Annotated in this window: 12 protein-coding genes; 7 read left to right on the top strand and 5 right to left on the bottom strand. The window is 71.3% G+C overall.

Going from position 1 to position 13,364, the window contains the following annotated elements:
• Positions 1-455: 455 nt before the first annotated feature.
• From nrdR to ACFWTE_RS00765, 3 genes are all read left to right on the top strand, one after another.
• A complete protein-coding gene (gene nrdR / locus ACFWTE_RS00775) occupies positions 456-971 on the top strand; it encodes a transcriptional regulator NrdR (protein WP_378776527.1) in 516 nt (171 codons plus the stop codon).
• A gap of 147 nt (positions 972-1,118) precedes the next feature.
• Positions 1,119-3,956, top strand: a complete 2,838-nt coding sequence (locus tag ACFWTE_RS00770; RefSeq protein ID WP_378776525.1) for a vitamin B12-dependent ribonucleotide reductase — start codon at positions 1,119-1,121, stop codon at positions 3,954-3,956.
• Between the two features lie 227 nt (positions 3,957-4,183).
• Entirely contained in the window at positions 4,184-4,612 is a 429-nt protein-coding gene (locus ACFWTE_RS00765; RefSeq protein ID WP_378776523.1) for a CBS domain-containing protein, read from the top strand.
• 27 nt (positions 4,613-4,639) lie between these two features.
• Here the strand turns inward: ACFWTE_RS00765 and ACFWTE_RS00760 are convergent, their stop codons facing one another.
• Entirely contained in the window at positions 4,640-4,957 is a 318-nt protein-coding gene (locus ACFWTE_RS00760) for a hypothetical protein (RefSeq protein WP_378776522.1), read from the bottom strand.
• 310 nt (positions 4,958-5,267) lie between these two features.
• On the opposite strand from ACFWTE_RS00760, the gene ACFWTE_RS00755 reads away from it, so the two are divergent.
• A complete protein-coding gene (locus ACFWTE_RS00755) occupies positions 5,268-7,055 on the top strand; it encodes an SPFH domain-containing protein (protein WP_378776520.1) in 1,788 nt (595 codons plus the stop codon).
• Entirely contained in the window at positions 7,056-8,519 is a 1,464-nt protein-coding gene (locus ACFWTE_RS00750) for an SPFH domain-containing protein (RefSeq protein WP_378776518.1), read from the top strand.
• Positions 8,520-8,870: 351 nt separating this feature from the next.
• On the opposite strand, the gene ACFWTE_RS00745 is transcribed toward ACFWTE_RS00750, so the two are convergent.
• The 4 genes from ACFWTE_RS00745 to ACFWTE_RS00730 form a co-directional block, all read right to left on the bottom strand.
• Positions 8,871-9,062, bottom strand: a complete 192-nt coding sequence (locus ACFWTE_RS00745; protein WP_378776516.1) for a hypothetical protein — start codon at positions 9,060-9,062, stop codon at positions 8,871-8,873.
• 239 nt (positions 9,063-9,301) lie between these two features.
• A complete protein-coding gene (locus tag ACFWTE_RS00740) occupies positions 9,302-9,958 on the bottom strand; it encodes a hypothetical protein (RefSeq protein ID WP_378776514.1) in 657 nt (218 codons plus the stop codon).
• 72 nt (positions 9,959-10,030) lie between these two features.
• On the bottom strand, positions 10,031-10,603 hold the full coding sequence (locus ACFWTE_RS00735) for a DoxX family protein (RefSeq protein ID WP_378776512.1): 573 nt from the start codon (positions 10,601-10,603) through the stop codon (positions 10,031-10,033).
• A 152-nt stretch (positions 10,604-10,755) separates the two neighbouring features.
• A complete protein-coding gene (locus ACFWTE_RS00730) occupies positions 10,756-11,280 on the bottom strand; it encodes a CGNR zinc finger domain-containing protein (protein WP_378776511.1) in 525 nt (174 codons plus the stop codon).
• Positions 11,281-11,336: 56 nt separating this feature from the next.
• On the opposite strand from ACFWTE_RS00730, the gene ACFWTE_RS00725 reads away from it, so the two are divergent.
• Positions 11,337-12,626, top strand: coding sequence for an MFS transporter (locus tag ACFWTE_RS00725; RefSeq protein WP_378776509.1), 1,290 nt, complete (start codon positions 11,337-11,339; stop codon positions 12,624-12,626).
• 9 nt (positions 12,627-12,635) lie between these two features.
• Positions 12,636-13,334, top strand: a complete 699-nt coding sequence (locus ACFWTE_RS00720) for a ribonuclease HII (RefSeq protein WP_378776507.1) — start codon at positions 12,636-12,638, stop codon at positions 13,332-13,334.
• The last annotated feature ends 30 nt before the right edge of the window (positions 13,335-13,364 follow it).

The following is a 13,364-nucleotide window of genomic DNA, read 5'->3' as shown; positions in this document are numbered from 1 at the left end:
GGCCTCTACTGACGTGTGTACACGTGGTCACGTGGTGTTGTCCCCGGAATGCGCGAACACGTGTCCTCCGAAGGCGGTTCCGGCGGGATGTGGGACTGGTCTCCCGAATCCCCGGCATCGGGGCGAAACCTCCTCGTGGGGCGCACTTTCGGGCACGACAGGCCGCCGGGGCAGCGGATGCCGGGGGCCCGCGCCGCTATTCTTGTCATCGGTGCCGACCGCCCCCGGGGCGGCCCGGCGCCCCCCTGGAACCCACTCCGTGCCGCCGTCGGCGGCGAACCTTCGCCACCGCGTGCCCGCGCACGGGACACGCCGGTCGCCGGGTTGCGGGGCACCCCTTGCTGCACCTAGGTTCGACCACAACATCTGGTGCTCTCGCGGGATGAATTGCCCAGGAGTTGTGGTTTAGTAGAGGTACAGGGTGTCGATGTGGTGAGGGAAGCAGGTAAACCAGGATGCACTGTCCGTTCTGCCGTCATCCGGACACCAGGGTGATCGACAGCAGGTCCACGGACGACGGCGCGGCCATCAGGCGCCGCCGCTCCTGCCCCGTGTGCGAGCGCCGCTTCACCACGCAGGAGACCGTCCTGCTGATGGTCGCCAAGCGCTCCGGGGTCACCGAGCCCTTCAGCCGCACCAAGATCATCGCCGGGGTGCGCCGGGCCTGCCAGGGCCGCCCCGTCTCCGAGGACGCCCTCGCCAAGCTCGGCCAGCAGGTCGAGGAGGAGATACGCGGACGCGGCGTCGCCGAGGTCCCGGCCCATGAGATCGGACTGGCCATCCTCGGTCCCATGCGGGATCTGGACGAGGTCGCCTACCTGCACTTCGCCAGCGTCTACCGCGGTTTCGAGAGCCTCGCCGACTTCGAGTCCGAGATCGCCAGCCTGCGGCGCGACCGCGAGTCCGAGGACGGCGACGCGACGGCCCGCGACGGGTCCGCCCTCCCCGAGAGCAGCACGACCACCGGGTAGCGCCCCTGCGGCCGGGAGGCCGCGGGCGGGGCGCCGCCGGGGCGGGACGGACACCGCGGGGGACATCCTCCGACCTGTCCGTCCCGTATTCCAAGAACACCGGGCACGGTTGGGCAGGCCGTGCCCATGAGGTAGGGGGACTCCACCATGACGGAAACCGCCAGCGGACCTACGGGGCGCAAGGGCAAGGGGAATCGCAAGGGGCTGAAGGTCAAGCGGGTCTTCACGACCCCCGGGACGCACCCGTACGACTCCCTGGAGTGGGAGCGCCGCGACGTCGTCATGACCAACTGGCGCGACGGCACGGTCAACTTCGAGCAGCGCGGCGTGGAGTTCCCCGCGTCCTGGTCCGTGAACGCCACCCAGATCGTGACGAGCAAGTACTTCCGCGGCGCCGTCGGTACCCCCGAGCGCGAGTGGAGCCTCAAGCAGCTCATCGACCGCGTCGTCGGCGTCTACACCGAGACCGGTGTCGAGCACGGCTACTTCGCCGGCGGCGAGGACGCGGAGATCTTCGACCACGAGCTCAAGTACGCCCTCGCCAACCAGCTGTTCAGCTTCAACTCGCCGGTGTGGTTCAACGTCGGAACGTCCTCGGCGCAGCAGGTCAGCGCGTGTTTCATCCTCTCCGTCGACGACACCATGGAGTCGATCCTCGACTGGTACAAGGAAGAGGGGATCATCTTCAAGGGCGGCTCCGGGGCGGGTGTGAACCTGTCCCGGATCCGCTCCAGCAAGGAACTGCTGTCCTCCGGCGGCACGGCCTCCGGCCCCGTCTCCTTCATGCGGGGGGCCGACGCCTCCGCCGGGACCATCAAGTCCGGCGGCGCCACCCGCCGGGCCGCCAAGATGGTCGTCCTGGACGTCGACCACCCCGACATCGAGGAGTTCGTCGAGACCAAGTCCCGCGAGGAGCACAAGATCCGTGCCCTGCGCGACGCCGGCTTCGACGTCGACCTGGGCGGCGCCGACATGTTCAGCGTCCAGTACCAGAACGCCAACAACTCCGTCCGGGTCTCCGACGCGTTCATGCGCGCGGTCGACACCGGCTCCGAGTTCGGCCTGACCTCCCGTACCACCGGCGAGGTCGTCGCCACGGTGGACGCCAAGGCCCTGTTCACCCGTATGGCCACGGCCGCGTGGGAGTGCGCCGATCCCGGCATCCAGTACGACGGCACCATCCAGGACTGGCACACCAACCCCGAAACCGGTCGTATCAGCGCGAGCAACCCGTGCAGCGAGTACCTCTCCCTGGACGACTCGTCCTGCAACCTGGCCTCGATCAACCTGCTGAAGTTCCTGCGCGAGGACGACACCTTCGACGTCGAGAACTTCACCAGGCTCACCGAGCTGATCATCACGGCGATGGACATCTCCATCACCTTCGCGGACTTCCCGACCGACGAGATCGGTGAGACGACCCGCGCCTACCGCCAGCTCGGCATCGGCTACGCCAACCTGGGCGCCCTGCTCATGGCCACCGGCCACGCCTACGACTCCGAGGGCGGCCGCGCCGTCGCCGCCGCCGTCACCTCGCTGATGACCGGCACCGCCTACCGCCGCAGCGCCGAACTCGCCGGGGTCGTCGGTCCCTACGACGGCTACAAGCGCAACGAGCACGCGCACAAGCGGGTCATGCGCAAGCACGCCGCAGCCAACGACGACCTGCGCACCGTCACCGCCCTGGAGGAGCCGATCCACACCGCGGCCACCCGCGAGTGGGCCGAGTGCCTCAAGGTCGGGGAGCGCAACGGCTGGCGCAACGCGCAGGCGAGCCTGCTCGCGCCCACCGGAACCATCGGCTTCATGATGGACTGCGACACCACCGGCATCGAGCCGGACTTCTCGCTGGTCAAGTTCAAGAAGCTGGTCGGCGGCGGGTCGATGCAGATCGTCAACCAGGGCATCCCGCGCGCGCTCGCGAACCTGGGCTACCAGGACGAGCAGGCCGAGGCGATCGTCGAGTACGTCGCCGCCAACGGCCACGTCGTGGACGCGCCCACCCTGCGGCCCGAGCACTACGCGGTGTTCGACTGCGCGATGGGCCGCCGCTACATCAAGCCCATGGGCCACGTACGGATGATGGCCGCAGTGCAGCCCTTCCTGTCCGGTGCGATCTCCAAGACGGTGAACGTGCCGGAGGAGGCCACGGTCGAGGACTTCGAGCACATCTACTACCAGGGATGGAAGCTCGGACTGAAGGCGCTCGCCGTCTACCGCGACAACTGCAAGGTCGGCCAGCCGCTGTCCACGGGCGGGTCGCAGGACAAGAAGGAGGCGGAGCCCGAGGCGCGGACCGTCGAGGTCCCCCGCCCCGTCCGCCGCCGCCTGCCCAAGAAGCGGCCCAGCGAGACCACGTCGTTCTCCGTGGGCGGTGCCGAGGGCTACATCACCGCGGGCTCCTACCCGGACGACGGCCTGGGCGAGGTGTTCATGAAGCTCGGCAAGCAGGGTTCGACCCTGGCCGGGGTCATGGACGCGTTCTCCATCGCGATCTCCATCGCCCTCCAGTACGGGGTCCCGTTGGAGACCTACGTGGACAAGTTCACGAACATGCGGTTCGACCCGGCGGGCATGACCGACGACCCGGACATCCGGATGGCCCAGTCGGTGGTGGACTACATCTTCCGCCGCCTGGCCCTGGACCACCTGCCCTACGAGGAGCGCGCTGCCCTGGGGGTGCTGTCGGCCGCCGAGCGCCAGGCCCAGGTCGCGGGCGAGGACCCCGCCCAGGTCGCCGCCCAGGTGGAGTCCTACGCCCAGTCCGCCGCAACCCACGAGGCGGAGGCGCCCGCCGTCCCGGCCGCGCCCGCCCCGCAGGCGCCCCCGGCCGCGCCCGCCGAGGCGCACTCCACCGCGGATCTGCTGGCAGGCCAGGGGTTCGTCGCCGACGCGCCGCTGTGCCTCACCTGCGGCACCAGGATGCGGCCGTCCGGCAGCTGCTACGCCTGTGAGGGCTGCGGCTCCACCAGCGGTTGCAGCTGATCCTCCGACGACCCGGACACCGGGCCGCGGACAGCCCCCGGGGGCGGAGACCACACGGCCTCCGCCCCCGGCGGCGTCCCGAGACCTGCCGTCCGACGGCCCCGGCGGGGCGGCTCCGCCCGCGCGGGCGGGGATCGCCGCCCCCGGCGCCCCCCTCGGGGGGTTGGCGGGGGAGCGGACCGGGTAGCCCTTCGTCACCGAGCGCCGGATCAGCGGAAGGTGGTCCCATGCTGATTGCCGCGATCCTCCGGACCAAGGGTTCGGAGGTGGTGAGCGTGGCACCGGAGACGACCGTCGCCGCCCTGCTCACCGAACTCTCCCGTCACAACATCGGTGCCGCCGCCGTGGCCGTCGACGACACCCTCATCGGTATCGTCTCCGAACGCGACGTCGTGCGGGGCCTGGAACGGCGCGGGCCGGACCTGCTCACCGCGCCCGTCGCCGACATCATGACCGCGAACGTCCACACCTGCGCCACCGAGGACGCGGTGGAGGCCGTCGGCGAGGTCATGACCCTGCGCCGTTTCCGCCACGTCCCCGTCCTGACCGATGGCAGGCTGGTGGGCATCGTGAGCATCGGCGACGTGGTCAAGAGCCGCCTCCGGGTGCTGGAGGAGGACCGGGCCCAACTGGAGGCGTACATCCACGGAGGCTGACGTTCGACGGAGCCGGCCGGTTCCCGCTCAGGGGCCGGTTCGGTCCCGGTCGCGGTCCCCCGCGGCGACGGCGACCGCGGCGGTCGCCGCCGTCACTCCGAGCACCGCGGGCCACGAGCCGACCTTCCTGGCCAGTGGATGCGACAGACCGAACGCGGCCACGTACACCGCGGTGAGCGCGACCGCCGTGCCCACGCCGGAGCGGCGGCGCCAGGTCTCGAACGCGGCGGCGCCGAAACCTGCCAGCACCACCCCGCCCAGCGGGCGGTTGCCCGTGGTGCGGGCCACCGAGTAGCCGCCGACCAGGCCCGCGGTGGTGAGGACGGCGCTGGGTACCGCAGGCATCGTGCTTCCTTTCCTCGTCCCGGTCGGAGCCGGCGCGGTGTGTGCGGGACCGACGTTATCCGCGCCCCGGCAAACGCGCCACGCGGCGCGCGTACGCGGGGAGGGGACCCGGGTGGCCGGGGATGCCACAGGAGTGGCCGACCATCACACTTCGGACTCCCCACCTGGGTTTCGGGCGCGGCTCGTGACAAGGTTGAGGTCGTCCCCTAACGCGCCTCAGTGTACGGAACCGGTCCCGACCTGGAACCGGGCCGGGGTACGCGGCGTCGAAGCGGATAGTTCCCCACCTCCGACCAAGGAGTCCCCGCCTATGTCGTTCGCGCAGACCGTGCGCGGCGCCGCCGGTGCCGTCGCCCAAGGGGGCGACCCGCGCCAGGCGGTGTCCGACGCGCTCCACCAGGCTTCCTCCCAGGCCACCGAGGGCAGTGGCCTCGATCCCCGTGACTTCGTCGCCGCCCGTGAACAGGGCGACTCCGTCGGTACCCGGATCGAGCAGAAGAGCACCTCGCTCAACAACGCGGGCGAGGCCCTCAACCGCAGCTACTACGAGCGCGGCCGCAGCGGCCCGACCCACGTCATCTGCACGATGGTGATCCCCAAGGGCCGCACCTTCCTGACGATGCTCCCCGCGATCGTGCTCGCCGTCCTGGGCCTCTTCGGCGCCGTCACCGTTCTCCTGCCGCAGACCATCGCGGGCGGCAACCCGCTGATCAACCCGTTCTTCGGCCTCCACTACTGGATCATCACCCTCGCGATCGCCGTGTTCATGTGGTGGCGCCAGGGCATGGTGATGGTCCCGGAGGGCTGCGAGGCGATCGTCACCCGGTTCGGCAAGATGGAGAACATCTACCAGCCCGGCCGGGTCACGCTCCTCAACCCCTGGAAGCGCGTCTCCTACATCGTCAACACCACCCGCGAGTACCCGTTCAACGCCCCGATCCGCTCGGCTCCCACCAAGAGCGGAGTACAGGCGTCCATCGACCTGTTCGTGCAGTTCAAAATCAAGAACGCCACCGACTTCGTCTACACGCTGGGCGGCGTGAACGGCTTCCAGGAGAAGCTCAACAACGCGATCAGCGAGACCACCCGCAGCCTCGTCTACGAGCAGGAGGCCTCGGCGATCTACGACATGGTCGGCGACAACACGCAGAGCCTCGTGGACCAGCTCAACCGGCAGTTCAGCGGGATCGTCGAGCTGACCAGCGCCAACATCACCCACGCCGAGCCCTCCAACCAGGAGTACCGGATGGACCTGGCGGCGCCGGAGATGGTCCGCGTCGCCAAGGACGCCTACACCTTCGAGTACGAGCTCCAGCTGCGCAAGGAGCAGAACGAGGGTGACCTGAACAAGGAGCTGGCGACCCTCAACGAGACCCTCTCCGCGATCCAGGCGGACATCGCGCAGTACCAGGCGCAGATGGACACCGCCCTGGAGCGCGAGACCAACAGGGCGCGGTCCACCGCCCGGCAGCGCTTCGTCGAGGCCGAGTCCGAGGCCAACGCCAACGCCGCCCTGTTGCAGGCGCAGGCGCTGGACATCCGCGCGGTCAGTGCGGCCGAGGCCCCCGAGATCCTCAACTACCGCTTCCGGGAGAGCCTCCTGGACAAGCTGGAGTCCGTCGCCGACAGCCTTCCGCAGGTCCTGCGGATCGGCTCCGGCGACGCGGCCAGCGTCGACTACCTGCGTATCGCGCAGGGGATCATCGGGCAGGCCGACGCCGCCCTGTTCTCCCAGGAGGACATGGAGGCCCTCCGCTCCCGGCTCGGCGAGATCCGCGGCCGCATCGGCGAGCGCCAGCGGGAGATCGACTCGCTCATCGCGCAGGAGAGCGGCACCCGGAGCGAGCCGGCCGGGGAGGACCCGGGAGAGGACCTGGTGGAGGAGATCCGCCAGTCCGTCTCGGAGCAGGCCATCGACGAGCGTCTCGCCGAGGCGCCCCAGCAACCGCAGGACCCCGCCGGCGCGGACGCGGCCCCGGCGCCGTCCGACGCCGCGGCGCCCGTGGACAGCCCCCGTCACAACCCCGAGGACCCGCCCCTGCCCCCGTGGTCGCAGCGCGGCCCGCAGGCTTTCGGTCCGGACCAGGGAGGTCAGTAGATGAGTGAGCCCGTGAACGTCGGTGGCGGCTCCAGCATCAAGGAGTCCCTCGCCTCCTGGAGCGACCTGGCAGGCCTGCTGCGCGGCGGCGACAAGGGCGCGATCGTCCCCGTCGTCATCCCGCGCGACAACCGCGGCCTGCGCTGGATGGTCCTGGTCTGGTTCGGCCTCTTCGCCCTGTGCGCGGCGTTGATGATGACCCTCAACGCCCTCCTCGGAGGGATCGGGGCCGAGATCGCCTACACCGTCCTCGCCATTCCGACGCTGATCGTCGGCGTGCTCAGCATCGTCGTGGCCGGACTGTGGTGGTGGCGCGGCTCGATCATCGAGATCGAGGAGGGCACCCACGGCATCCTCACCAGGTACGGCGCGATCGTGCGCCCGATCGGCCCGGGGCGCCACTACCTGTGGCACCCGTGGTCCCGTGTCGACTTCGTGGTGGACACCCGCACCGAGATCCCGTACACCGCCCCGGTCCTGGCCTGCCCCACCCGCGAGAACGTGCCGCTGAAGTCGATCGAGTTCTTCCTCAAGTTCCAGATCACCGACCCGATCCGGTTCGTGACGATCATCGGCGCCAGCAACTTCGACCTGGTGCTGTCCAGTGCCGTGCAGGACGCCATCCGCCAGCGCAGCCGCCAGGTGAACACCGAGTCCGCCTACGACCTGCGCGGCTCCAACGTCGAGGACATGCGCCGCCTCCTCAACGGTCAGCTCGAGAAGTACGGGGTGCGGATCACCGGCTGCAACATCCCCGACGTGCAGCTTCCCAACCAGTACCAGCAGCACCTGGCCACGCGTGAGCGGGTCGCCAAGGAGCTGGTGGCCTACGAGCAGGAGTGGGAACTGACGCGCAAGCGCCGCATCGACACCCTGCTCATGGACATCGAGCGGTCCAAGAAGACCCGTGACGCGAAGATCGTCGAGGTCAACGCCTCCCTCAACAAGGCGCGCAAGGACGTGGCGCAGATGCTGGAGGAGCAGGTGACCGAGGCGCAGCGGGTGCGCTACGAGATCGAGACGCGGGGACGGGCCGACCTGGTCGCCGCGGAGAACGAGGCCAAGGCGCAGCAGCGCCTGGCGACCGCCTACCGGGACAACCGGGCCGTGCTCGAGTACGAGCTGGCCCGGCGACGCCTGGACGTCGGTGCGGTCCTGGCCGAACGGGCTCCGCGCCCTGTCGTGGTGCAGACCGAGGCGGGGTCCGGGGACAACTCGGCGCTGTCGACCCTCATCACCGCGCAGCTGCTGCCCCAGATGCTCAACGGCGGCGGATCGGCACGCGCCACTCTGGGCTCGTCGCCGGGCGTTCGCGACGCCATGGACTCCGCCCAGGGTGCGGTCGCCGCCGCCTCGGAGCGCCAGCAGCAGATGGCGGACGAGTACCAGAGGCAGCAGGAGGGCGCGATGCGTCAGCAGTTCGAGAACGGAGAGGGGTACGGCGGGCAGGGACGCCGCCGCTAGGCCGTGTTCCGCGGATCATTACGGGCTCGCGTCACCCAGGCTGCCTCTCGCCGCGCCGACTGCGCTTGGACAGCCGAACCCGGGCTGACCTGCGCTACTCGTCCTGTGAGAGATGGCCTGGCAGCCGCTCGCGTCGATCGGCGCAAGCGCCGAGTCAACCGAGAGCATCCACGGACCACGCCCGAGACCGTTCCCGGGAGGTTTCCGGGCCGGCGGGCGGTCGTCCGGGGCCGGGGGAACGGGCCCGACCGCCGGGTGTACGACAGGGGGAGGACCCGCGACCGGGACCAGGTCGCGGGTCCTCCCCCTGCGCGGTGTCCGCGGACCGCCCGGGGTCGCGGACGTTCGGGCTCAGCCCGCGAGGGTGAGCGCGGAGTAGCCTGCCCCGAGGTCGATCCCGTGCCGGGCCGCGATATCCACCAGGTCCTGGATCTCGCCGGCCTGGGCTCTGGCCAGGTCGTCGTCGCCTCTCGCGTGGGCCCTGCGCAGCGCGGTGATCGACTCGTGGATGCGCACGTGAAGGGTGAGCGCGAACTCGCGCATGAAGCATCTCCTCAGGGTTGGCAACGCTGCCGGGGGAGGAGACGGGCTCCTCCCGGGGGGCGCCTCCCTGTGTACAGGCCGAAAGTGAGAGCCGTGTTGGAACGGGACAGCGGACGGCAAAGAACAGGGTAAGAAGGTGCGACCGCCCGGCGAACCCGCGCAACCCCGGGGTGCGGACGACGGCGCCCCGGTCCCCCGGGCGCCGGGGGCGCCGGGGCGCCGTGGGAGGGGTGAGCGGGTCAGTGGTCGACCCACACGTACCAGTCGTCGGAGATGTGCTCGTAGATCTTCGATCCCTGCCCGGGGACGAAGACCCCCTCGGGAACCGCACCCGTGCTGTAGGCCAGGCCGGAGGGGCCGAAGAGCCCCGCGCCCTCGACCGTGAAGTGCGTGACGTCCTCGGTCACCGAGATGCTGCGCAGCGAGTACAGGCCCACCTGCCGGCCGTTGAGCGGGATGGTGGTGGGGTCCTCGGCCTCCTGCCGGAGCGCGAGCAGGTCCTCCGAGGACGCCTGCACCCGGGCCTGCAGCGGGAGGTCGACCGCGGACACCCCGATGGCCGCGGCGGCGATCAGGGGCGCGGAGATCCAGCGCAGCCAGTAGTGCCGGATCATCGGCCGGGCCACGGCCAGGGCGATCCCCAGGCGCAGGGCGCCCATCCCCGCGAGGAGGAGTCCGCCGACCAGGCCGACGAGGAACGTGGGCAGGTGGCCGGCCGGGACGCTGTCCTCGAACAGCAGAACGAGGCCGACCACCCCGCAGGCGGGGATGTAGAGCCGACCGGGTGGGCGCGAGGCCCAGCTGATCATGCGCTGACCGAGTGTCGGCTTCCCGGCGATCTCGATCAGTTTGGCCACGGACCCGTCAGGGGCCGGGCCGGGAGCTGCGGCGGACATGGCGTTCCCCCCACCGAATCCGTGTGGAGACGCGGGCCGGAGGCACGATGGAGAAGGGCCGAGCGAGCCGCGTCAGAGGCGATACGGCCGTCGTAACGCGGCCTGTCCCACAGGATAGAGCAGTGGCGGCGCGTGTTCGGGGCGGCGAGGGGAATCGGTGGTGGTTTTCCTCGGTGTCACCGGGGGTTTACGGTCCGGGGTCCGGGGCCTCTCGAACATCTCCGGGGCCAGGACGATGTAGTCCCAGGACCACCGGCCCGAGCTGACCGCCATCAGCAGGCACACCGCTGTGACCAGTGCAGTCGCCGCCCATGAGGAGAACGGGGCCAGGTCCGGGGAGCCCGCTGTGAGGGCGCCCAGCACGGCCGCCCCGGAGAGCATCGGACCCGTGAGCCATGTGAGCAGACCCACGGCGAAGGCGAGTGAGAGGGAGACGAGCAGGGCGGGGATGATCTGCGCGCCGAAGGTCGCTCCGGGCATTCCGGACGCGGACAGGTGTTCGGCCACCGCCTCCTCCCGCCCGCGCAGTGCGAGGCCGTACTCGGCGAACATGCCTCCCACGCCCACCCGGGTGAGGGTGGCGACGACGTCGTACAGGCGCCCCCGGGGAATCCGCGGCCGGGGATACGGCTTGGCGCGCTGCATGTCCATTCCTCCCGGGCGACCCGGTACGGCAGTCCTCACAAGCGGAAACTACCGAAAGTAATCACTCATGACTCGTTGTGACCTACGGCGAGTCGCACAAAGAACGCCGGATGCGCGTTCCCGGCCCGCGCCGGCGTCCTCCGCACGCCCCCTCAAATTTGTGGCGCCCGCGCTCTGTGCCTGCGCACGCGCATCCGGGTCGAGCACCGGTCGGAGCAGTAGTGCCGGTTCGCGCGGTGGGAGGTGTCCATGAAGGGCGTCTCGCAGTTGTCGGCCCCGCACGCGTGGACGCGGGACAGGAGCCCGGCCGCCCAGGCGTGCATGAGCCCGGGGACGAGGACCTCGGCGACGCGCGCGACGGTGCGCGGGTCGGGGCTCTCGTGCCGGACGGGGCCGCCCAGGGCGTCGACCACCGGGGCGAGCGCGAACTCCCGGGCGAGCGCCGACAGTGCGGCGGGGGCCGACCCCGGGTCCGGGTCCAGGACGAGCGGTGCGAGGCGGTCGCGGAGGCCGCGCACGTCGTCGAGGTCGCTCGGGGAGCCGGACCCGGGTGCGGGGGCGAGCGGGCCGAGCCGGTCGAGCGAGTGCAGCTCCTCGGGCCAGGGGCCGAGCGGTCGGGTGGCCACGAGGTCGAGCACGGCGCGGAGAAGGCCTTCCGCGGAGGGTTCCGAGGTCATGGGTGGATCCTCCCATGTAACGCTAGATTGTCGTTGTCTTGCGTTACGGTTGCTTCATGGATTCCCCCCTCAGGGCCACCCTCACCTCCCGAGCTTTCTGGTCCTACTCCCTCGTCGCCGCACTGTGCCGGGCACCGGCGCTCATGATCGCCGTCGCCGCGACCACCACCAGCCTGCTCCTGACCGGCCGGATCGACACCGGCGCGCTGATGACCACCTGCCACGTGCTCGGCACCCTGGCCGCGACCCCCTTCGCCGCCCGCGTCGTCGGCCGTTGGCCCGCCCGGCGGGTCCTCGGCACCCAGATGGCCGCCCACGGGCTGCTCTGGCTCGCGGTCTGGGCCGCCGTCGGCACGGGGCAGCCGGAGTGGTCCTGGCACGCGTGTGCCGCCCTGGCGGGTACCGCGATCGCCGGGTCCGGGGGAGTCATCCGCTCCCAGCTGCCGCGTACCGTGCCGGAGGGAGCAGCGCGGTCCGCCTCCACCGTCGACGTGACGTTCATGGACCTGCTGATCTTCCTCGCGCCGCTCGCGGTCGCCGCCGCCGCGCCCACGCACCCCCTGGGGCCGATCGCCGCAGTGGCCGTGATCAGCCTGGTGGCCGTCGCCGTCCTCCCCTTCGCGGGGCTGCCGGACAGCGCAGCCCCTGTCCCCACGGGAACCGCTGCGGGCCACGGGGACGGAACGGCCGGGGAGACGGGGACCTCCACGGTTCCCGCCGCCCCCTCCCCGGAGTACGCGAACCCGCGACCAGCCCGCACCGGCAAGCACCGGTTGCGCTGGAACACCGCCGCCGTGTCCTGGATCCTCTTCGGCGCCGCGATCGGCCTGTACTTCGCCGCGGTCGAGGTGGGGGCCACCGCCCTCGTCGTCTCCTACGGGTTCGACGCGGGCACGGCCTGGACCGTCTTCCTCGTCCTGTCGGCCGCGAGTGTCGCCGGAGGCTACCTCGACGCCGCGCGCACCCCCGGACGCCGCGAGGCGGCCTGGGCCTCGGCCTCGGCGGCCCTGCTGGTCGCGGGCTGCCTGCTGCTGGCCTCCGGGCCCTCCCTCCCCGTGGCCGTCCTCGCCCTCACCCTGAGCGGGCTCCCCGTGGCCGCCCTCCTCGGACTGCGCTCGCACATGATCGACGTCGCCGTCCCGGAGGCCCAGCGGGCGGGATACCTCTCGTGGGCCTTCGCCGCCCAGAACCTCGGCTTCGCCGCGGGAAGCACGCTCCTGGCCGTCCTCGGACAACCCGTGCTCCTCGTGCTCGCCTCACTGACCACCGCGGCCGTGCTCGTCGCCGCCCTGCGGCTGTCCCCTCCCTCCCGGGAACGGGTGCGAGAGGAGTCCGTCCCGTCCTAGGGTGGGAGGGTGCCGACGACTTCCAGGACAGCCACGCCGCCTGCCGCCCCGACCTTCGAGGTCGAGAACGAGCTCCGCTCCCTCGGGGCGCGGGTGGTCGCCGGGGTCGACGAGGTGGGCCGGGGCGCCTGGGCCGGGCCCCTCCTCGTCTGCGCCGCCGTGCCGGGTGGGGGAGAACCGCCCGCGGGGCTGACCGATTCCAAACGCCTCACCCCCAAGCGCCGCACGGAACTCGCCGAGCAGCTCAGGCCCTGGGTCGCCGACCACGCGTTCGGCTGGTCCGCGCCCGAGGAGATCGACGAGGTCGGCATGACCGAGGCCCTGCACCGGGCCTCCCGCCGCGCGCTGGACGCCCTCGCCCCCCGTCCCGACGCCGTCGTCCTCGACGGAAGGCACGACTTCATCGGCCGCCCCTGGCGGGTCCGCACCCAGGTCAAGGGCGACCTCACCTGCGTCAGTGTCGCCGCCGCCGCGATCCTGGCCAAGGTCCACCGCGACGCCCTGATGGCGGACCTCGCCGCCGACCACCCCGGGTACGGGTTCGAACGGGCCGCCGGGTACCCCTCGCCGGTGCACCGGGCCATGCTCGCCGAGTCCGGGCCGACGCCGCACCACCGCATGAGCTGGGCCTACCTGGACGACCTGCCGCGCTGGAGGCACCTGCGCCGGATCCGGCCCGCCCCGGGGGGACAGATCCCCCTCCTCTGAGACCGTCCGACCGGGCAGAACGACCCTGCG

The sequence above is a fragment of the Nocardiopsis sp. NPDC058631 genome (assembly GCF_042716955.1).
Taxonomy (GTDB): domain Bacteria; phylum Actinomycetota; class Actinomycetes; order Streptosporangiales; family Streptosporangiaceae; genus Nocardiopsis.
The sequence above is the reverse complement of the archived record's forward strand: the minus strand, read 5'-3'. Positions and strand labels throughout refer to the sequence as shown.

Excerpts from the sequence above, each read along its gene's own strand:
- nrdR (WP_378776527.1), top strand. The coding sequence starts at position 456 with ATGCACTGTCCGTTCTGCCGTCATCCGGACACCAGGGTGATCGACAGC.
- ACFWTE_RS00770 (WP_378776525.1), top strand. The coding sequence starts at position 1,119 with ATGACGGAAACCGCCAGCGGACCTACGGGGCGCAAGGGCAAGGGGAAT.
- ACFWTE_RS00765 (WP_378776523.1), top strand. The coding sequence starts at position 4,184 with ATGCTGATTGCCGCGATCCTCCGGACCAAGGGTTCGGAGGTGGTGAGC.
- ACFWTE_RS00760 (WP_378776522.1), bottom strand. The coding sequence starts at position 4,957 with ATGCCTGCGGTACCCAGCGCCGTCCTCACCACCGCGGGCCTGGTCGGC.
- ACFWTE_RS00755 (WP_378776520.1), top strand. The coding sequence starts at position 5,268 with ATGTCGTTCGCGCAGACCGTGCGCGGCGCCGCCGGTGCCGTCGCCCAA.
- ACFWTE_RS00750 (WP_378776518.1), top strand. The coding sequence starts at position 7,056 with ATGAGTGAGCCCGTGAACGTCGGTGGCGGCTCCAGCATCAAGGAGTCC.
- ACFWTE_RS00745 (WP_378776516.1), bottom strand. The coding sequence starts at position 9,062 with ATGCGCGAGTTCGCGCTCACCCTTCACGTGCGCATCCACGAGTCGATC.
- ACFWTE_RS00740 (WP_378776514.1), bottom strand. The coding sequence starts at position 9,958 with ATGTCCGCCGCAGCTCCCGGCCCGGCCCCTGACGGGTCCGTGGCCAAA.
- ACFWTE_RS00735 (WP_378776512.1), bottom strand. The coding sequence starts at position 10,603 with ATGCAGCGCGCCAAGCCGTATCCCCGGCCGCGGATTCCCCGGGGGCGC.
- ACFWTE_RS00730 (WP_378776511.1), bottom strand. The coding sequence starts at position 11,280 with ATGACCTCGGAACCCTCCGCGGAAGGCCTTCTCCGCGCCGTGCTCGAC.
- ACFWTE_RS00725 (WP_378776509.1), top strand. The coding sequence starts at position 11,337 with ATGGATTCCCCCCTCAGGGCCACCCTCACCTCCCGAGCTTTCTGGTCC.